Consider the following 20,770-nt stretch of genomic DNA (forward strand, 5'->3'; position numbering starts at 1 on the left):
GATGAAGATCATAGTATTCCCAATATCGAAAATTTTCATAGTTAGATTTTTAATATCTATTTTGAAATCTAAAAAACCAGCTATTTTCATAACTGGCTTTTGTTAATGATGAATCAATTTAGCCTAGGCAGTAAAGTTAGAACTTTTTCTCAACAGAGAATTGGAAACTCGCCATACCTTGATTTGTTCTTGCTTGATATAAACTACCGTCAGATTGATTGGTCAGTCGTTCTTTATAATCTGTACTGAGTAGATTGTTGAGATTTAAACTTGCCGCCCAGCCACCAGTGAAACGCTTGGTTGCACTGAGGTCTAATCCAAAACGTTGATTGGTGGTTCGATCATAAGGTTGACCATCTAAACCACGCGTAAATTCAGGTGTATAGCTCACATTGATACTGGTAGAAAGCTGCCAAGGCTTAAAGTTATAAGATAACCCTGCACTTGCATTATATGGGGCAACATCGCTGACTAAACGCTCATTGTGCTGTTCATCTTCAACTTTTGCACGAATTGTTGATATTTGCCCATTCAGCATAAATGAATGACCTGCATCCGTTTGTTTCAGCGCATAACGTCCAGAAAGTTCAACACCATAGGTCGTTGCTTGATTTTGGTTTTGTGGACGTTCAACATAACGTGACCCTTCAAGCGCAATCACCTTTTCGATGTAATCTTTAATTTCGCGATGATATGCAGTTAAACTCATACCACCATTCGCTGAGTCATATGCCAGAGTTGATTCTACAGCGCTTGTTTTCTCTGGTTTTAAGTCAGGATTACCACCGCGATCAGGATTATTCAATGAACCAGCATCGCTATCTGTAGAAACAGTGACATTCGGAATGAGACGATCAGTTTTTGGACTGTTAAATGCTTGGCTCAGGTTGGTTTGAATCGACCATTGTTCGTTTAGATCAAAACGATAAGCAAGTACAGGGCTAAGATGTTGGTCTTGATAGTCAACTAGACCAGAGCGATTTAACCATTCTTGGCGCGCGCCCAACGTAATGGTTTGTCGATCTGTAAAACGCCAGCTTCCCTCGGCATATAAAGCATAACGTTGCTCATCTAAACTATTGCTCACATTACTGTCTAAATTACTACTCCGTGTATCAACACCAAATTTGATTTGACGAGTCGGATCTAATTTACGCATCCCATCATAAGCGAGGCCATATTCATGAATGGTTTCATCGGTATAAATGGTATTTTGAGGTGAGCGGGTGAGTTGAGTTTCGGTTTGACGTTCAACGGATAGCCGAATCTTATCGCTTAAGTCTTTGTCTTTTCGTTCATAACGTGTATTTAGACGAATGCTATCATTTTTATCATCTTGCGTTTGATTGCCTGAATAACCATCCATTTTGATGTTGCGATAGAATAATTCGGCAATCAATTTTTGTTGATCATCGAGATCGTATTGCAAGCGAGGTGAAAACATTTGCATGCTTCGATTGACCGTGCGCGATTGTTCACGTGTACCCGCTGATGTTTCTGTTTTGGTTAGGGATGTGTTATCAACCCACATTTGATTTGCAGAAACGCTATATGACCATGCGTTGTCACGACCATCTGCTTGTAGGCTGATTTTTTGTTCGCTCTTTGATTGTTTCTCAGAATCCTCATACTTACTATAACCTACTTTTATCGAGCCACTGATACGACTATCGAGAGGTTCTTTCAAAATAATGTTGATAACAGCTGATGATGCAACAGACGCTTGAGCAACACTTGGCTGCTTCACGACTTCAATTCGTTCAATCATTTCAGGGGTAATCGTGTCAATAATAGACATCCCTCCACGTGGTCCACCTTGCACAGGTTCACCATTGATAAGGAATGTTGGACCAGCTCCACCACGGAAACGCATTCCAGAAGCGCCGCCACCACCGCGTGGACCTTGTCCAGGTGTCGGAAGTTGAAATCCAGCAGCTCTACGTAATGCATCCATCACGGATTGATCGCCGTACTGTAGCATTTCATCACGGGTGATAATGGTTTTAGGTACAGCACTTATATCATCATCTTTTGGTTTCTGTGGCTCTGCCGATGCTTTAAACGATAGGGTAGGTAAAACCTGCGTTGCTGTTTCTGTAGGTGTTGTTATGTTGCTATCAGCGGCGAAAACTGAAGTGCTGATACTCAGTAATGCCGAGCTAAGTACACTCAATTTCCCAGAATAGAGTGGATATTTCATTCAAGTACCCCAAAAGAAAGATCAAATTATTTTGTGTAGCCTAATGTAAAATTGTGTAGAAAAATGGAATTTAGCTTAAATAAGCCTCAGATTTAAAAAAATTTTTTAATTATTTATGCGCTATTAAAGAGCATGATTTCGTAAAAATTGACTGCTTAATAAGCTATGAGAAAGAAATTATGCAAAATATGGTGAAAATAAGAATTATTTTCATTAATATTGTATTGTTTTTTATATTTTAAGTTTTTCTTAATATTTGTCTGATTTTTTGTTTGGAATTTTTATGACATCTCGATATGTTACGCTCTCTCACAAGCCTATTTTTAGATTTAGTGCATTAAGCTTAATGCTCTTACAAGCGCAGTACCTACTTGCCAACGAAAACAATATTCAGGCTGCGGTTATGCCAACGATTAAAATTGAAGCAATGAGTGAGCTTGATCCAATTAAAAGCTATATTGATTATGATCAAGCCAGCGTGACTCGAAATGGGCTAAAGAAAAAAGATATTCCTCAAACGATTGATACCATTGATGTTCAGAAATATAAAATCTATGGTGCAAATGATTTAAGTGTCATGTTACAGGGAACACCTGGGGTATCAACGAGCTATGATATGCGTGGTGATGGCATCAACTTGCGCGGATTTAATGCAGATACTGGCGATATCTATCGTGATGGTGTCCGTGAAAGTGGTCAAGTTCGCCGTAGTACTGCCAATATTGAGCGCATTGAAATATTGAAGGGTCCAGCATCAGTCTAAAGGGATGGAGTTTAGCTTTATTGGACGTGCTTTAGATAACTTGTTTGTACGGGGAGGCTATAGCTATATGGATACAGAGATTTCTAAAGACAATAAAGCGGCCAATGTTGGTAAAGTACTCAATAATACTCCATGCCATACTGGAAACTTATTTATACGCTATTTACCAGTCGAGAAGATCTATGGTGAAATTGGCGCAACTTATGTTGGTGATGCGAAGATATATTCCAATGGCAATTTAGATAATACGCCTATCGATTTTCAAGGATTCACGCGTTTAGATGCTGCAATTGGTTATAGCGCTGATCCTTGGAACGTTACGCTTGCTGTAAATAACCTAACTAATAAAGACTATTGGCGCTCAGAGTCAATGCCTGGAACACCACGTAATGTTCTAGTTCGATTGAATTATCAGTTTTAAACTTGTTTAGATCGCATATGAGTAAAAGCGTCTTTAGTTAAACTAAAGATGCTTTTTTATTTGATTTTTGATAATAATCCTTCTTTAATTTTAACAAATGTTATAAAAAATGCTTAAATTTCAAGCTATCTAATTGAATTATATAAAATGCAATTGCATTAAGAATATAAATAATTTAAGATTTATTTGGATGAAAAATATACAAAATCAATTCATAAACAATCATATAATTGTGAATTATTTCTAATTTTTGATTATTTAATGTTAATTAATTCTCTTTTTTGTTTATTATTGTTAATATTCAAGAAAAGCATACAATAGAGATAATAATAATGAAGAAATTCCTTCCATTGCTTGTTGTCTGTTCGATTGTTGTTTTAGGTTACGCTGCATATGTAGATGCCCAAGATAAAAGACACCAAGAGCTTACGAACATTGTAAATGATGCGGAACAGAGTTTGCATATGATCCAGAATAATCCTAATTATACCAAGCATACACATTTGTCATCGTATAAGAACGATCAATAGTCATTGATATTAATCAATAATTATTGCAATTCAGTGTATGTGTCTTTCTAGAATGTATGATAACTAGCCTTTTTTTGATTTGAAGCCGTCAAGTTTTGCTTAAAATCTGTTAAAATATTTACCATTGAATAAAAAGCTGCATCTCGTTATGCAGCTTTTTACATTTTGATAGCGGGTCACATTTATACATCTTGTTGGTGTCACAAGTATTCGGCTGGCATAGAGATTGCTTTGTCGTTGTGTATGCCATTTCGCAAATTCAAAAAAGATTGAAATGCAAGTGTATAGATTTCAATTCCTAAGATCTCAGATTTTAACAGGTGCTATGTTATGACAACGCCTAATGCTTCGGTTGGTGTTTTAGAACGCTTATTTAAATTAAGTGAGAACAAAACCAACTTCAGAACAGAAGTTCTAGCGGGTGTAACTACATTTTTGACGATGTGTTACATCATTATTGTAAACCCACTTATTCTTTCCGAAACTGGAATGGATCATGGTGCCGTGTTTGTTGCAACCTGTTTAGCTGCTGCTATTGGTTGCTTGGTAATGGGGATTGTTGCCAATTATCCAATCGCACTTGCACCGGGGATGGGCCTAAATGCCTACTTTACCTATTCGGTCTGTTTAGGCATGGGTGTACCTTGGCAGACGGCGCTTGCGGCTGTTTTTGTATCAGGTTTAATCTTTTTGGCAATCAGCTTTTTTAAAATTCGTGAAGCGATTGTCAATGCCATTCCTATGTCGCTTAAATTTGCGATTGGCGGGGGTATTGGTTTATTTCTTGCCCTCATTGCGCTTAAAAATGCAGGCATCATTGTAGACAATCCAGCGACTTTAGTTGGTCTGGGAAATATCAAGCAACCTACGGTTTTACTGGCTTTATTTGGCTTTTTAATGATTGTGGTTTTACACCAGTTAAAAGTTCGTGGTGCGATCATCATTAGTATTCTTGCTGTGACTGGAATAGCGACAGCTTTAGGCTTAAATGAATTTAAAGGTGTTGTTGGACAAATTCCATCGATTGCACCCACCTTTATGCAAATGGACTTTGAAGGTTTATTTACTGCAAGTATGGTTGGTGTGATTTTTGTCTTCTTTATTGTCGATTTATTTGATAGTACAGGGACTTTAGTTGGTGTATCGCACCGTGCAGGTTTACTACAAGATGGTAAGTTACCTCGTTTGAAGAAAGCGTTGTTTGCTGATTCAACAGCAATTGTTGCAGGCGCAGCATTAGGTACATCTTCAACCACACCTTATATCGAATCTGCATCTGGCGTTGCTGCGGGTGGTCGTACAGGTTTGACTGCCGTTGTCGTTGCATTCTTATTTATTGGCTGCTTATTCTTGGCACCATTAGCTCAATCTGTTCCAAGTTTTGCAACAGCTCCTGCATTATTATTTATCGGTGTGTTGATGATTCAAGGAATCACACATATTGATTGGGATGATATTACAGAAGCAGTACCTGCATTTTTAACGATTGTATTTATGCCATTTACGTATTCAATTGCGGATGGTATTGCAATGGGCTTTATTAGTTATGCATTAGTCAAATTATTTACAGGCAAAGCAAAAACAGTTCCTTACATGGTTTGGATTATTGCTGCACTGTGGGTATTTAAATTTATTGCATTTGGTGGTTAAGCCATTTAAAAGTTATTGATAAAACCTTTAGAGGGTGTACCGAACAGGCAACACCCTTTTTTTATTTAAACGTGGAGTTAATATGAATCAAATCGAGCTGATTCGTGCTTTACCCAAAGCCGAATTGCATGTGCATATTGAAGGGACTTTTGAACCAGAACTGATGTTTGCAATTGCACAGCGTAATCAGATTCAGATTCCGTATCAATCAGTTGAGGAAGTAAAGCAAGCCTACAACTTCCATAATCTTCAATCATTTCTTGATATCTATTATGCTGGTGCGAACGTGCTGGTGCATGAACAAGATTTTTATGATCTAGCTTGGGCATATTTCGAGAAATGTGCTGAAGATCATGTCGTGCATACAGAGATGTTCTTCGACCCACAAACACATACTGAGCGTGGGGTTGAATTTGCAACGGTACTGGCAGGTTTAAAGCGTGCTTGTAAAGATGCTCAAGAAAAATTAGGGATTAGTTCTCAATTGATCATGTGCTTTTTGCGTCATTTAAGTGAAGAAAAAGCATTTGAAACACTTGAGCAAGCCTTGCCATTTAAAGATGACATTATTGCAATTGGTTTAGATTCAAGCGAAGTAGGGCATCCTCCTTCGAAATTTGAACGTGTTTTTGCTAAAGCACGTGAAGCAGGTTTCTTGATTGTGGCACATGCAGGTGAAGAAGGCCCACCAGAATATATCTGGGAAGCTTTGGATTTACTCAAAGTAAACCGTATTGATCATGGTGTTCGCTCAGAGGAAGATGAGCAGTTAATGGTACGTTTAATCGCAGAAAAAATGCCATTAACAGTTTGCCCTTTAAGTAATTTAAAGCTTTGTGTTGTCAATGACATGGGCGAGCATAACATCCGCCGTTTATTACAAAAAGGTGTGCATGTTACTGTAAACTCGGATGATCCTTCATATTTCGGTGGTTATATGAATGATAACTTTGTAGCAATTCAGCAGGCTTTAGATTTATCGAATGAGGAGCTTAAGCAACTTGCAATTAACTCTTTTGAGGCATCCTTTATTTCTGATGATGAGAAACAGAAATGGATTGCAGAAGTAAAAAAGATTTAAATGTAAAAAAACCGCGTTAAGCGGTTTTTTTATGTGTCAGGATTTATTTAGGTTGGCGCAACATACTCAATAAGACATTATCTTTATCAATGATGTGATGTTTTATTGCTGCTAAAGCATGACCAACAATAAGTAAACCTGCAAACCAAGAAAGATAAATGTGTAATGGTTTCACTATTTCAAGCAGGTCAAAATTATCTTGAACTAGGCGAGGAATTTCAAATAAATATAAAACAGGAGCTGGATGTCCAGCACTCCAGCTAAATAAACAGCCGGTAATTGGTAGCGCAAGTAGCATGAGATACAGTAAGAAATGGCCGATATGAGCCAAAGTCTTCATCATAGGTGACATGGTGTTTGGTAGTTTAGGGACTGGGTGGGTATAACGCCAAAAAATTCGAATCACAACCAGAAAGATAATGGTGGTGGCTATATTTTTATGTAGTGTAATAACATTGCCTTTGAAGCTTCCATCAACGTCATAGCTGAGAAAATTCCCACTGTAAAAGCCGATCAGCCAAGCTGTGATAAAAATAGCCGCCATCAGCCAGTGTAAAATTTGCGCTGTGCGAGTGTAATATTGTGCTGAGGTTGACATCGCAACATCCTAGCGGTGAATATGAGTTTTACGATTTTAAATAGCTCATTTTTCTTCATATACAGTGTATATGTAACAGAGCGTTTTACGTGTAGAGCAGTAAGTAAAATGCAACTTGATTGTTATATTATGTAAAGAATCTACACAGTCATTTCTTTCAAGTCATCCTTTAGGCACAATACGCGTGCTAAAATTTTGGATACAGGTTTGAGTTCGTGAAAAAATTATTCTTTATCGTACCTATGTTATTTGCTTTAAATGGGTGTGTTGCGCCAAATACTAATAATTCCACTGCAACAACATCTCAGCAGCTAGGTATGGCTGCATTAAAAATTGCTGTGAATGCAAAATGTATTAATGAGATCAATACATTACCAGCATGGAAAACAGCGACACGTTTAATGACATCTGAGCAACGTGAAAACATTCAAACGAATGTATGTGGATGTGTTAGTGAAAAAGCACCAAATAGTGTAACGACTGTTGAATTGGCCACAGCTGCGATTGATCCTACAGCGCGTGCAACGATTGTAAATCAAGTTGTTTCTAAAACAGTAAATGCCTGTGTCGCAGAAGTGTTGAAGAAATAATTCTGATGAAATACGCTAAGCAGAGCTAAGTTTGACTTGGTTCTGCTTTTTTACATGAAATTGATATGGTCTTGTAATTGGAGATCGTGTTAATAGACTTATATGATTAAATTGTAAAAATACCTACGTTTAGAATAGGTTTTGTATGAATAAGAACAATTTTTTTATTCTTTTCTCTTTCTTTACCTTATTTGTAGGTGTTGACGCACAAAGTGCTGAACCAACTAAACTGAAAATGGGTACGTCAGCAATACAATGTGCAGCACAAACCAAGTGTACTCATGATATCGATGATTTCGCGGCTTAGAAAGTTGCAAGTAAATTAATGACCAAGAACCAAAAACAACAGAAGAAAAAGCAAATTTGTAAATGTGTTGGTAAAAATGCACCTACTGTATTATCTCCATCAGAGCTTGCTTTAGCGGCAGTTGGTTCAAAAGCTAGAACAGCATTAACAGGAGTTGCTGTCGCAAAAACGATGAACGCTTGCGTATCAGAAGTGATAAAATACAACAGTTTAAATAGGTTGTAATTAGTTGCTCTGAAGCAGCTAATCTTTGTGAGTAATATCATGTTTGTTGCTGGTGTAGATGAGGCAGGGCGTGGGCCTTTGGTCGGTTCAGTTGTTGCTGCTGCGGTAATTTTAGATCCCAATAATCCGATTGATGGTTTAAATGATTCTAAAAAATTAACTGAAAAGAAACGTGAAAAACTTTTCTTAGAAATTCAAGAGAAGGCCTTAGCTTGGTCAATTGCAGAAGCTTCCCACTCAGAAATTGACGAAATTAATATTTTACAGGCAACTTTTTTAGCCATGCGTCGTGCTGTAGATACCTTAAACATTCAGCCTGAAAAAGTGATTGTTGATGGCAACCAAATTCCGAAAGGAATTGAAATATTGTGTGAGGCGATTGTTGGTGGGGATGCGAGTCATGCTGAGATTAGTGCAGCAAGTATCTTGGCTAAAGTAACACGTGACCGTCAAATGTATGAACTAGATCAGAAATACCCGAATTACGGTTTTGCAAAACATAAAGGCTATCCAACCAAAGCACATTTTGAAGCAATTGCAGCGTATGGGGTGATTGATCAACATCGTCGTAGTTATGCGCCAGTAAAAAAAGCACTGGGTTTATAAATATATAAATGAGTCTCCATAAACAACTAAAGCGACTAATGATTAGTCGCTTTAGTTGTTAGAGAAGAATTCTGTACATTAACGATTGAAGTTATTATGTCGAGTGAAATCGTTATTATCTTCTTCAAAAGAAAGTTGATAATCTTGATCAAGATGTTGTAAATGCTCATGCATAGCACGTTCATGTTGGATACGTTGGTAAATTTCCTCACGATGCACGGAAACTTCTTTTGGAGCATTTACACCAATACGCACCTGATTACCTTTTACGCCAAGCACAGTAACACTGACTTGATCCCCAATCATTAATGTTTCTCCGACACGACGGGTCAGAATCAGCATGTTTATCTCCTTGCTAAACGCTTAAACTTGCGACAGGGAATTCATTATTTGAAAGCACAGCCTTAATATACAGAAAATTTTAACAGAAATATGTAAAAAACAGCTTTTTTTCGTAAGTTCTGCCGAGTTTTTCTGAAAAACCTCACAACTTAATATAACAGAGCCACTGTAATAAAAACTATAGTGGCTCTGTATTTTTTACCATTTACTTGAAAGTAAATATGTTTATTGTACTATGAATTAAGCACGTGCACTGCTTTCGCCATGTTCACGGTCTAAACCAAAAGCAGTATGTAGGCAACGTACAGCAAGCTCTAAGTAGTTTTCTTCAATGATGACAGAAATCTTAATTTCTGAAGTAGAAATCATGAGGATATTAATGCTTTCATCTGCAAGAGCTGTAAACATTTTGCTTGCTACACCAGCATGTGAGCGCATACCTACACCAACAATAGACACTTTTACGATGTCATCGCGAGTGACAACTTCACAGCCTTCAATGCTGCTTGCTGTTTGGTCCAAGATTGCTTTAGCTTTAGCAAGATCATTGCGATTTACAGTAAAGGTAAAATCAGTAGTACCATCTTCTTCAACATTTTGGATAATCATATCCACTTCAATGTTAGCATCACTAATCGGTGATAAGATTTTAGAGGCAATGCCCGGTTCATCTGGAACACCCAAAATCGTTAATTTTGCTTCGTCACGGTTAAATGCAATGCCTGCAATAATTGGTTGTTCCATGTCGTCTTCTGCCTCAGTAGTGATTAATGTGCCTACGTTTTGTTTGAAATCTTCATCAAATGCGCCGTCATTGTCATTATCAAAGCTTGATAATACACGTAATGGAACTTGATATTTGCCTGCGAATTCAACCGAACGAATTTGTAAAACTTTTGAACCTAAAGATGCCATTTCAAGCATTTCTTCAAAAGAGATACGGTCAACTTTTTTCGCTTTAGGTGCAACACGAGGATCAGTGGTATAAACACCATCCACATCTGTGTAAATTTGGCATTCATCTGCTTTTAATGCAGCTGCAAGTGCTACACCAGAGGTATCTGAGCCGCCACGACCTAATGTTGTAATATTTCCTTCAGCATCAAAGCCTTGGAAACCTGCGACAACAATCACACGACCAGCATCTAAATCAGCTGTCATGACATCGGTATCAATAGATTCGATACGCGCTTTCGTAAACGCGCTGTCAGTTTTAATACCAACTTGACGTCCAGTGTATGATTTAGCTTCTACACCAATAGAATTCAGTGCCATAGCTAACATGGAAATCGTTACTTGCTCACCCGTAGACACCATTTGATCAAGTTCACGTGGGTTAGGGGTGCTAGTAATGGCTTTAGCAAGCGCAAGTAAGCGGTTGGTTTCACCACTCATTGCCGATACAACCACGACCACTTTGTGACCGTGATCATGCCAACGCTTGACACGATGAGCAACATTTAAAATGCGCTCAGGAGTACCCATAGAGGTACCGCCATATTTTTGAACGATTAATGCCATAGTTGTTCCATATAAGCCATGACCCTGAGAGGCATCAGGGTCAGTTACACAAAAGTGAAGTTGTTATTATTGCTCAAGCCAAGCAGGCAATGCTGCGATTACTTGATCAAACTTCTCGTTAAGTGGCGCGCCACCTTGTGCTAAGTCAGGTTTACCACCACCTTTGCCACCAAGCTCTTGAGCTAAATGTTTGATGATGTCACCTGCTTTTAGAGTTGCAGCGTATTGTTTAGCGACGGAGGCGATTAAACTCACTTTATCACCATCAACACCAGCTAAAATAATGACTGCATCTTCCAATTTTGATTTTACGCTGTCATGAAGATTGCGTAATGATTTGGCATCTAAACCTTTTACTGATGTGATAAGCGTTTGACGACCAGCAATTTCTTTGACTTGATCTAATAAATCAGCTGCTTGGAAGCTGGCTAATTTTTGATTCAATTGTTCAATTTGCTTTTGCAGACTTGATGCTGTTTCAACAATTGATTCAACTTTTTCTACAGTTTGATCTTTTTGCGCTTTCAATAAAGCATTGATCGTCTGAATATCAGCTTCCGCTTTTTGAACAACTTCAAGTGCTTTGGTACCCGTTACGGCTTCAATACGGCGAACACCAGCTGCTACACCACCTTCAGAAGTGATTTTGAATAAACCAATATCACCTGTGCGCTTAACATGAATACCACCACAAAGCTCGATAGAGAAGTTTTTCTCTTCAATAATAGAACCCATAGAAAGTACGCGAACTTCTTCACCATACTTTTCACCAAAAAGCATCATTGCACCTTTGGCTTTCGCTGATTCAATATCAAGTAATTCAGTGCTTACTGTCGTATTGGCAATCACTTCAGCATTGACCAAACGCTCAATCTGTTGCAATTGTTCAAATGAAACAGGTTGGTCATTAGCAAAGTCGAAACGCAAAATATCACTTGCAACCAAAGAACCTTTCTGTTGAACATGTTCACCCAGAATTTGACGTAAAGCTGCGTGCAGAAGGTGAGTTGCAGAGTGGTTGCGTGCTGTTGCTGCACGAATATCCGCTTTAACCGTTGCTTCAACATTTTGAGTTGCTTTGAGGCTACCCATTGTCACGACACCTTGGTGTACAAAAGCACCACCAGATTTTTTGGTATCTTGAACTTCAAAGATACCGGTGTCGTTTTTGAAAATACCAGTGTCACCAATCTGACCACCACTTTCTGCATAGAAAGGGGTTTGGTTCAATACGATCAGTGCCTCATCGCCTTCGTTGATTTCATCAACTTGAACGCCATCTTTATAGATCGCAACAATTTGACCTTGACCTTGAGTTGCATCATAACCGTCAAATTGAGTTTCGCCTTCAACTTTTACAATGCTGTTATAATCAACTGCAAACTTACCAGCATCACGTGCACGTTGACGCTGAGCAGCCATTTCAACTTCAAAGCCAGCTTCGTCAATTGTAAGATCACGTTCACGCGCGATATCAGCAGTTAAGTCAGTCGGGAAACCGTAAGTATCGTAAAGTTTAAATACAGTTTCACCAGCAATCACATTGCCTTTTAGCTGAGCCAATTCACCTTCAAGTAATTTCAAGCCTTGTTCAAGTGTTTTCGCAAATTGCTCTTCTTCTTTCAGCAGTTGCGCTTCAATGCGTGCCTGTTGTGCTGCAAGTTCAGGATATGCTTCACCCATGACTTCAATTAGCGGTTGCAACATCTTGTAGAAGAATGAACCAGTCGCACCGAGCTTGTTACCATGACGCACTGCACGACGAATGATACGACGCAACACATAACCACGACCTTCATTTGATGGGTTAACACCGTCAGCAATCAAGAATGAGCATGAACGTGCATGATCTGCAATCACTTTTAAAGAAGCTGGGTATTCAACTGGTTTATTTTGAGCTTTCGCTTCAGCTTCAATTGCAGTGGTATCCAAACCAATGATTTCAGCTGCTGCTTTTAATAAATGCTGGAACAGGTCAATTTCGTAGTTCGAATTGACATGTTGCAGAACTGCAGAAATACGCTCCAAGCCCATACCTGTATCTACAGAAGGTGCTGGAAGAGGGTGCATTACACCATCCGCAGTACGGTTAAACTGCATGAAAACGTTGTTCCAGATTTCGATGAAACGGTCGCCATCTTCTTCAGGTGAGCCTGGTAAGCCACCCCAGATATGATCACCATGATCATAGAAAATTTCAGAACACGGACCACAAGGACCTGTATCACCCATTGCCCAGAAATTATCAGATGCGTATTTTCCGCCTTTGTTATCGCCAATACGAATGATACGTTCAGCATCGATTCCGATTTCTTTGTTCCAGATATCAAATGCTTCATCATCGGTATGATAAACCGTGACATATAAACGATCTTTCGGTAAGCCTAACCATTGTTCGCTGGTTAAAAATTCCCAAGCAAATTTCAGTGCATTTTCTTTAAAATAATCACCGAAAGAAAAGTTACCTAACATTTCAAAGAAAGTGTGATGACGTGCGGTATAACCTACATTGTCGAGGTCATTGTGTTTGCCGCCTGCTCGGACACATTTTTGAGATGAAACAGCACGAACATAATCACGCTTTTCTAAACCTAAGAAACAATCTTTAAACTGGTTCATACCAGCATTGGTAAACAGTAAAGTTGGGTCGTTGGCAGGAACGAGAGAACTCGAAGCAACACGTGTATGCCCTTGCGATTCGAAGTAACGCAAAAATGCTTCACGGATTTCAGCGGATGTCATAAAACGAGTACTCACAACCAAGCGTCCATAATTTTTAAAAGTGCTAAATTATAACGGAAAATATGATCCTAACCAACGATTTTACAAGCAATATCATATAAAACTGTGTTTAAGCTAAAAATCTATATTCAATAGCGCTGTTCATGTTTTACCATATAGCATAGAAAAGATGATGTTTTGATGAAAGGGCTCTGCATGCAACGTATCGCTATCAATGGATTTGGTCGAATTGGTCGAAATGTATTACGTGCGTGGTTTGAGAGTCCAAAACAATTTCAATTTGATATCGTTGCTATCAACGACATTGCTGATGTGCAGACTTTGGTACATTTGTTTAAATACGATACCACGCATGGACGTTTTGCAGGTCAAGTTGAAATTCAGGTTGAAAATGAACAGATATTTTTAAATATTCAGTCCCATCAACGACAATTAAAATTACAGGTATTTAAACAGGCTCAACCTGAATTACTCCTTTGGGCAGATTTAAAAATAGATGTTGTATTGGAATGTACAGGTCTATTCCGTTCACGTGCTGATGCAACTCGGCATGTCGAAGCAGGGGCAAAGCGCGTGATTATTGGGGCTGCACCTTTTGATTCGGTCGATGCTGCAATTGTCTATGGTGTCAATCACCATGATGTGAAAGTAACTGATCAAATTATTTCGAGTGTATCTTGCACTACTCAGGCCTTGGTTCCGTTGGTCAAAATTATTGATGATGCCTTTGGCATTGATACCGCTTTAATGACAGAAATCCATGCAGTCACAGCAGATCAATCGGTATTAGACCATGCACATCGAGATTTACGTCGTGCGCGAGCTTCAGGACAAAATATTATTCCAACCACATCGAGTGCATTAGGGGCATTAAAACAAGTCATGCCAAAAATGGAAGGTCGAATTGATGGTTATTCGATTCGTGTACCGACCATTAATGTCGCAGCAATTGATTTAACTTTTGTTTCGCATTCACCCATTACAGTACACAAAGTCAATGAGGTTTTGAGTAAAGCAGCTCAATATGATTATGCGCAAATCATGCAAGTGACAGATGAAGATTTGGTTTCAAGTGATTTTAATCATTCGCCCTATTCTTTAATCGTCGATTTAACTCAAACCATGGTGGTGGGTCATCAAGCTAAAGTGTTTGCATGGTATGATAATGAGTGGGGATATGCGAATCGACTACTTGATTTATGTGAGTCATTTGATTCAAAAATATTAAATAAATAACAAAGGCTTTGGAGAACGGAATGACATTGATGTTGATTTGGGGTTTTCTGATTGTTTTATTGATGGCTGTTGCTTTTTTATTTTGGTTTCAGTTTAAAAATAAACAGCAAGCTGTTGCTGATCCGCAAGTATTTTATCTGGAGGAAAAAGTCCTGCATCTTGAATCCCACCTTAAAAAGAGTCTGGAGATTATGCAAGATTTGGCAAAGAAAATGCACGTTCAGCAGGAAGTGCTGGATCGGACCGTTGCAAATATTGCTGCATTAGAAAAGCAAAATGTTGAGTTGGTCAATGTTTTGGAAGTGATTGTTAAAAACGGGAAAAATATGCCCTAAAGTTGCCCCCCTGAACAGGGGGTTGACAAAATAAAATTAATAAGCATTTGTTTTTGTTAAATATTTTGATACAAATTTAAAACAAGAAAAGACTCTATACAGAATTGTAAAATTTATGCAAAACAATGATTAATTTTTGTTAGATGGTTAAATATTTTTTAATTATTATTTTGACTGAAAACTAACTTGAAGTGTGTTTTGGCTGTTGCTTATTATAAATCGTGCTTCACAAAGCATTGATCACTAAACACATAAGGATAATTGATAATGAAAAAAATAGTTTTAAAACGTACAGCAATCTGCTCAGCCTTATTTAGTGCGATTGTAATGGTCACAGGTTGTAATGATGATAATAGTTCAAATAACAATAATGGTGGGCAACAGCAAACAACGACTGAAAAATTGACAGGGACTGTTGCAACTGGAGCTGCTCTGGCTGGTGCGAATATTGAAGTGGTCAATAGAAATGGCACAACTAAATCAGTTGTTGCGGGGGCAGATGGTAAATTCAGTATCGATGTTGAAAAGGGAGCACCTTATTTATTAAAGGCAACTAAAGGTACTGGTGAATCCCAAGTTATCCTATATTCTTATGCTTCGGCTGCTGGTAATGTCAATGTAACCCAATTAACCACACAGGCAATTTTGGCTGCCAACAAAGCGGATGAAAAACGTGATTACAACTCATTGGCAGAAATTTATACCAATTGGGCAAAACTGGCTAAAGACAGTACTAGTGATGAAATAAATGCTGCTATTGATAAAGCCGCAAAAGAAGTTGTTGCGAACTTAAAGACCGTATTTGATGCAAATATAGATACGAGTAAAGGTTATCCAAACATTTTTAAAACTGCGTTTAATGCAGATTCTACTGGTCTGGACAAGGTTCTGGATCAAGTTAAGATTAATGGTTTGAATAGTAAATGTACGGGTATTGGTAGCACATATACTTGTAATGTGCAGTATGTCGTCAATGGGCAAAACTTTGCATGGAATTATAGTGTTGATACAACAGGTCTAAATGTCGTTGTTGATCTAGGAAATAATCCAAATATTCCTTCAGGAAATTATAATTTGAATGTTACAACTTCTGTGATGGGGCAAGGTGCAACAGTAACAGTGAAGAATGTTCCAAAACCAGCTAATCAAAATGAATTCTGTGGTTCTAATGATGTCACAGCACAATTACCAAATGGTCAGTTTAAGATTAATAGCTGTAGCTTTAATGGTACGGTAGGTAATATCAATGCGACAGTAAATGCAAACGGTTTTAATGTTACCTATGATGTGAAGTACGAGTATAGCCCAGCATAATCAAATCTAAAAAACTTGGAATTGATTTTAGGCAACCATTTTGGTTGCCTATTTTTATGCGGGATTTACTAAAATTCTCAGGTGCATCATATAAATCTTCGTGCTACACTACGCTGAATCGGGCATTCACCCGATTTTTTTATGTGGTTGCTTTTTGTGTGGATGCCTCCACATTGAACAGATTTTAGGTTTGAACATGACCATTTCAGAGACATGGTTGCTCCCTGACGGGGTAGCAGATGTATTGCCCGAACAAGCGCAAGTTGTTGAAGCTTTGCGTAGACAAGCATTAGATTTTCTTGCAGTTCGCGGTTATCAATTGGTATATACACCATTTATTGAATACATCGAATCGTTATCTTCACTTTCAGAATCAAATCAAGATTTAGATTTGGTTACATTTAAAGTTATTGATCAACTTTCAGGTCGTTTGCTTGGTGTCCGAGCAGACATGACACCACAAGTTGCTCGTATTGATGCGCATGTTCGTCCGATCGAAGGTATTGCTCGTTATTGCTATGCTGGTACAGTCTTGCATACAAAACCACAGAATTTTAATGCAACACGCGCACCTTTGCAGTTGGGTGCGGAGCTTTATGGCCATGACAGCATCGAAGCTGACGTCGAAATGATTGATGTTATGCTTGGTTTGTTGGAAAAAACAGATAGTTTACAAGGTGTTCACTTAGACTTAGGTCATGTTGGTTTATTCCGCAGTCTGGTGAAACGTGCTGGTTTAAATAAAAACACTGAAAGCCAGCTTTCTGATTTATACCAACGCAAGGCATTGCCAGAACTGGAAGCGTTTACCAAAGACTTGGTAATGGGTGCAGATTTCTATGCGCTTGGTCGTTATGCGAGCGATCTAGAAGCTTTGCGAGCACATTTAAGTCCAGATGTTTTAAATGATGTTGATTTTAAAAATGCGTTTGATGCATTGAGAACAACTTTTGCAGAAATAAGATCTCGTTGGTCTAGTCTTGATATTGGTATAGATGTTATTGAGCTGCGTAGTTACCACTATCATACGGGTTTAATGTATGCCATTTACGCGCCAAATCGCGCTGCGCCACTTGCTCAGGGTGGGCGTTATGATGGTATTGGTGAGCACTTTGGTCGTGCTCGTCCAGCAACAGGTTTTAGTTGTGATTTATATGCTTTAGGTGCTACACAATTTACTGAAATTGAAACAGTTGTCGCTCCTAAAGGCAATCAACAAGATTTATTGAATGCAATTGCTGATGCACGTACTCAAGGTTTAAGTGTAGTGCAATTGTTAGGTAATGATGATTTAAGCTCTGTACCTTATGCGACGCATCAAATGGTGTTGCAAAATGGGCAATGGTTAATTGAAAAAATTTAATTGCTAAGTTGAAAAAGCTTAGCTTCCAATTTTAACAGCATGATGTAATGAGGCTATTATGGGCAAAAATGTTGTGGTACTGGGTACCCAATGGGGCGACGAGGGTAAAGGTAAGATCGTCGACCTGCTCACAGATCAGGCGGCTGCGGTCGTACGCTATCAAGGTGGACACAATGCAGGTCACACACTTGTCGTCGGTGGTAAGAAGACTGTATTACACCTCATTCCATCAGGTATTTTACGTGAAAACGTATTGTGCTTAATCGGGAATGGTGTTGTTCTTTCTCCTGAAGCATTAATCAAAGAAATGGCAATTTTGGAAGCGGAAGGCGTACCTGTTAAAGAGCGTTTACGTATTTCACCAAACTGTCCTTTGATTTTGCCTAACCATATTGCACTAGACCAAGCACGTGAGAAAAAACGTGGTAATGCCAAAATTGGTACAACAGGTCGTGGCATTGGTCCAGCTTATGAAGATAAAGTTGCTCGTCGTGCTGTACGTGTAGCTGATTTGATTCGTGGTGGCGCATTACTTGAAGAAAAACTTAAGGAAATGCTAGAGCTTCATAACTTCCAACTTTCTCAATTCTATGGTGTTGATGAAGTGAAGTTTGAAGATGTACTTGAGCTTTGTAATCAATGGCGTGAAGTGCTTGCACCATTAGTGATTGACGTGACCAAAGTGTTACATGATTACCGCAAAGAAGGTAAGTCAATTATGTTTGAAGGTGCTCAAGGTTCGTTACTTGACATCGATCATGGTACTTATCCGTTTGTAACAAGTTCGAATACAACCGCTGGTGGCGTAAGTTCTGGTTCTGGTATGGGGCCATTACATTTAGATTATGTATTAGGTATTACTAAAGCATATACAACACGTGTAGGCGCTGGTCCATTCCCAACTGAGTTGCATTACGATGCTGCTACAGATACAGGTGATGCGATTGGTCGTCATTTAGGTACTGTGGGTCACGAATTTGGTGCATCTACAGGTCGTCAACGTCGTTGTGGCTGGTTCGATGCTGAAATTCTACGTCGTTCAGTTGAAGTGAACTCATTGTCTGGTATTTGCTTGACTAAGCTAGATGTATTAGATGGTTTAGAAGAAATCAAGATCTGTGTAGGCTATGAAGATGTGGATTCAGGTTGTGCAGGTTCTTCTGATGCAATTTCATTTGAAAGCTTAAAACCAATCTATGAAACAATGCCAGGTTGGAGTGAGTCTACAGTAGGCTTAACTCAAATTGATCAACTTCCTGCAAATGCGTTAGCTTATGTAAAACGTCTTGAGCAGTTAATTGAATGCCCAATTGATATTGTTTCTACAGGTCCAGACCGTGCAGAAACCATTATTTTACGTCATCCATTTTCAGCATAAGCTGATGTGACGATTGAAAAGCTCCTGTATGGGAGCTTTTTTATTTTATAGATTTAGTTATTCAAACGACCTAGCAAAAAATCAGCTTTTGATTTCAATCTTTATTATTTCACAGCTTAAAAAATCCTCGTTATATTAACTATACATTCAAACAAAGAGGGCTTTAATGATGACGAAAAAGAGAATCCGTTACAATGGATATGAATTAGCATGCCAATGTTAATTCATGTCAAAAAGAGCAAAAAGGTACAGACCAATTTTAATCAGGCGGGGAGAGAAATTGGTTTGACTGTGTTTAATATAATAAGAACCAACCTTAAGCTTAAATATAAGACTGATAAAAGATTTAAGAGAACTGAAAGGTTCTCTTTTTTTATTCAGTATTTTCCTCAACCTCTTTCACTGCATTATAAGCAGCAGTAGGTTCAATATTTAGTAGTTTCTTGCCAAAGCTTCTGAGCCACCAAACTAGTTGAGAGGTAAAAGCGACTGTTGCACTAACCTCAACAATATTTTCTTCTAACGGCGTAATCTTTTGGTCTTTACTTAACTGACTTTCATAAAAGCTTTTTGCTGTACTTTCAGTCATCGTTAGTTTGAGCTGAATTTGTTCGGTCGGTTTGCTGTAATCTACACGGAAGCCCAACGCGCCTGATTCGATATAATTATCAATATCAAAATTTACGGGATGTAGAGCACGGTTATCAAGTACAGTTGCTGCTTTAAAACGGTGCAGGGCAAAAGTTTGTACTTCAGTTTTATCATTTCTGGTACAGATTAAATAAATTACTGCACCTTTTTGAACCAAAGCTAAAGGATTTAAAATATAGGATTTATCTTCGCCTGAATTGGTCCGTGCTCGATATATACATTCAATTTGTTTATCTTGTAGTAAGCCTTCATAAATTGCTTGTTGAGCTTGTTTATCAACCATCGGAGGGATTAATGGTTGCGAAGCAGGAACAATACGAACTCGATTGATCCATTGTCTGACATTGTTTTGTGTAGACAAACTGCGTTTTGCCAGATCAAACCAAGGTGTCATTTCTTCAAGTAAACTTGGCGGAAGTAAGTGTCTTAAATGCTCTTCTACCATCATAAAGGTGACAGCTTGAGAGCTGGTCATATGTGGCAAGCTTTGGATTGGTGCATCTGAACGCCAACGCCAACCTTGCGGTACAGTCTTATTGCTTTCAATGGGAAAGCGTTGAGCAATCTGATTTAAATCCCGCTGAATGGTTCGAAGGCTAATTTCGATTCCTTCACGTTGTAATGTTTCTTGTAATTCACGTGTCCCCATCCATTTCCCTGTAGAAAGACGAGACAATATCTGCCATTGGCGATAAAGGCTATTGGAAGTTTCTTTTTCTTGTACGGATGACATAAGCGAAATACGTAATTTAATGGTCTAAAGCAGACACAATAAAAAAACTAGCACTATTTAGCAAGCCCAAGATCTTGAGATTACGTATTTACGACTGAAACAACTGTCGATTTATTGAATGATCTTAATCCTGATGAAAAAATAATCGTTTTATATAGGTGGCATTGAAATTGCTTATTTAAGA

General features: G+C 38.4%; 18 protein-coding genes and 1 pseudogene. 13 read left to right on the plus strand and 6 right to left on the minus strand.

The genetic code is table 11. From position 1 onward, the window contains the following. Positions 1 to 136: 136 nt before the first annotated feature. Entirely contained in the window at positions 137 to 2,200 is a 2,064-nt protein-coding gene (locus tag CDG59_RS06150; protein ID WP_087544246.1) for a TonB-dependent receptor plug domain-containing protein, read from the minus strand. Positions 2,201 to 2,483: 283 nt separating this feature from the next. Between CDG59_RS06150 and CDG59_RS15355 the strand changes: the two are divergent. The 4 genes and pseudogenes from CDG59_RS15355 (at position 2,484) to CDG59_RS06170 (ending at position 6,645) form a co-directional block, all read left to right on the plus strand. Continuing rightward, a pseudogene (locus tag CDG59_RS15355) lies at positions 2,484 to 3,384 on the plus strand (TonB-dependent receptor domain-containing protein). Between the two features lie 332 nt (positions 3,385 to 3,716). Continuing rightward, positions 3,717 to 3,914, plus strand: coding sequence for a hypothetical protein (locus CDG59_RS06160; RefSeq protein WP_087544398.1), 198 nt, complete (start codon positions 3,717 to 3,719; stop codon positions 3,912 to 3,914). Positions 3,915 to 4,244: 330 nt separating this feature from the next. After that, positions 4,245 to 5,564: an NCS2 family permease gene (locus tag CDG59_RS06165; RefSeq protein WP_005161017.1), complete on the plus strand. Its 1,320-nt coding sequence runs from the start codon at positions 4,245 to 4,247 to the stop codon at positions 5,562 to 5,564. Positions 5,565 to 5,646: 82 nt separating this feature from the next. Then, positions 5,647 to 6,645, plus strand: a complete 999-nt coding sequence (locus CDG59_RS06170) for an adenosine deaminase (RefSeq protein ID WP_087544248.1) — start codon at positions 5,647 to 5,649, stop codon at positions 6,643 to 6,645. Between the two features lie 43 nt (positions 6,646 to 6,688). Here CDG59_RS06170 and CDG59_RS06175 read toward each other — a convergent pair whose 3' ends face one another. Next, a complete protein-coding gene (locus CDG59_RS06175) occupies positions 6,689 to 7,243 on the minus strand; it encodes a cytochrome b (RefSeq protein WP_087544250.1) in 555 nt (184 codons plus the stop codon). Between the two features lie 215 nt (positions 7,244 to 7,458). Between CDG59_RS06175 and CDG59_RS06180 the strand changes: the two genes are divergently transcribed. From CDG59_RS06180 to rnhB, 4 genes are all read left to right on the plus strand, one after another. Further along, on the plus strand, positions 7,459 to 7,833 hold the full coding sequence (locus CDG59_RS06180) for a hypothetical protein (protein ID WP_005161007.1): 375 nt from the start codon (positions 7,459 to 7,461) through the stop codon (positions 7,831 to 7,833). 145 nt (positions 7,834 to 7,978) lie between these two features. Further along, positions 7,979 to 8,140 (plus strand): hypothetical protein, encoded by a 162-nt coding sequence (locus CDG59_RS15470; RefSeq protein ID WP_227519111.1) that lies wholly within the window; start codon positions 7,979 to 7,981, stop codon positions 8,138 to 8,140. A gap of 18 nt (positions 8,141 to 8,158) precedes the next feature. Next, complete coding sequence (locus CDG59_RS15475) at positions 8,159 to 8,365, plus strand: hypothetical protein (protein ID WP_005160996.1); 207 nt, start codon at positions 8,159 to 8,161, stop codon at positions 8,363 to 8,365. A 39-nt stretch (positions 8,366 to 8,404) separates the two neighbouring features. Then, complete coding sequence (rnhB, locus tag CDG59_RS06190) at positions 8,405 to 8,971, plus strand: ribonuclease HII (protein WP_005160993.1); 567 nt, start codon at positions 8,405 to 8,407, stop codon at positions 8,969 to 8,971. Between the two features lie 78 nt (positions 8,972 to 9,049). Here the strand turns inward: rnhB and csrA are convergent, their stop codons facing one another. The 3 genes from csrA to alaS all read right to left on the minus strand — a co-directional run bounded on the left by csrA (position 9,050) and on the right by alaS (position 13,591). Next, a complete protein-coding gene (gene csrA, locus CDG59_RS06195) occupies positions 9,050 to 9,313 on the minus strand; it encodes a carbon storage regulator CsrA (RefSeq protein ID WP_004661337.1) in 264 nt (87 codons plus the stop codon). Positions 9,314 to 9,553: 240 nt separating this feature from the next. After that, on the minus strand, positions 9,554 to 10,834 hold the full coding sequence (locus tag CDG59_RS06200) for an aspartate kinase (RefSeq protein WP_004661340.1): 1,281 nt from the start codon (positions 10,832 to 10,834) through the stop codon (positions 9,554 to 9,556). Between the two features lie 66 nt (positions 10,835 to 10,900). Beyond that, positions 10,901 to 13,591 carry an alanine--tRNA ligase gene (gene alaS, locus CDG59_RS06205; protein ID WP_171294998.1) on the minus strand — a complete coding sequence of 897 codons (2,691 nt, stop codon included), beginning with the start codon at positions 13,589 to 13,591 and terminating at the stop codon, positions 10,901 to 10,903. Between the two features lie 180 nt (positions 13,592 to 13,771). Between alaS and CDG59_RS06210 the strand changes: the two genes are divergently transcribed. The 5 genes from CDG59_RS06210 to CDG59_RS06230 all read left to right on the plus strand — a co-directional run bounded on the left by CDG59_RS06210 (position 13,772) and on the right by CDG59_RS06230 (position 19,202). Then, positions 13,772 to 14,812, plus strand: coding sequence for a type I glyceraldehyde-3-phosphate dehydrogenase (locus tag CDG59_RS06210; RefSeq protein ID WP_087544254.1), 1,041 nt, complete (start codon positions 13,772 to 13,774; stop codon positions 14,810 to 14,812). 20 nt (positions 14,813 to 14,832) lie between these two features. Beyond that, on the plus strand, positions 14,833 to 15,147 hold the full coding sequence (locus CDG59_RS06215; RefSeq protein ID WP_087544256.1) for a hypothetical protein: 315 nt from the start codon (positions 14,833 to 14,835) through the stop codon (positions 15,145 to 15,147). A 267-nt stretch (positions 15,148 to 15,414) separates the two neighbouring features. Then, positions 15,415 to 16,461 carry a carboxypeptidase-like regulatory domain-containing protein gene (locus CDG59_RS06220; RefSeq protein WP_087544258.1) on the plus strand — a complete coding sequence of 349 codons (1,047 nt, stop codon included), beginning with the start codon at positions 15,415 to 15,417 and terminating at the stop codon, positions 16,459 to 16,461. A 196-nt stretch (positions 16,462 to 16,657) separates the two neighbouring features. Then, the gene (locus CDG59_RS06225) at positions 16,658 to 17,824 is read left to right on the plus strand and encodes an ATP phosphoribosyltransferase regulatory subunit (RefSeq protein WP_087544260.1); all 1,167 of its coding nucleotides are present in this window, start codon (positions 16,658 to 16,660) and stop codon (positions 17,822 to 17,824) included. A gap of 58 nt (positions 17,825 to 17,882) precedes the next feature. Continuing rightward, positions 17,883 to 19,202 carry an adenylosuccinate synthase gene (locus tag CDG59_RS06230; RefSeq protein ID WP_005160977.1) on the plus strand — a complete coding sequence of 440 codons (1,320 nt, stop codon included), beginning with the start codon at positions 17,883 to 17,885 and terminating at the stop codon, positions 19,200 to 19,202. A 373-nt stretch (positions 19,203 to 19,575) separates the two neighbouring features. Here the strand turns inward: CDG59_RS06230 and CDG59_RS15360 are convergent, their stop codons facing one another. Further along, a complete protein-coding gene (locus CDG59_RS15360; protein ID WP_087544262.1) occupies positions 19,576 to 20,586 on the minus strand; it encodes a helix-turn-helix transcriptional regulator in 1,011 nt (336 codons plus the stop codon). Positions 20,587 to 20,770 lie beyond the last annotated feature (184 nt).

Source organism: Acinetobacter sp. WCHA29 (assembly GCF_002165335.1).
In the GTDB taxonomy this organism is placed as follows: Bacteria; Pseudomonadota; Gammaproteobacteria; order Pseudomonadales; family Moraxellaceae; genus Acinetobacter.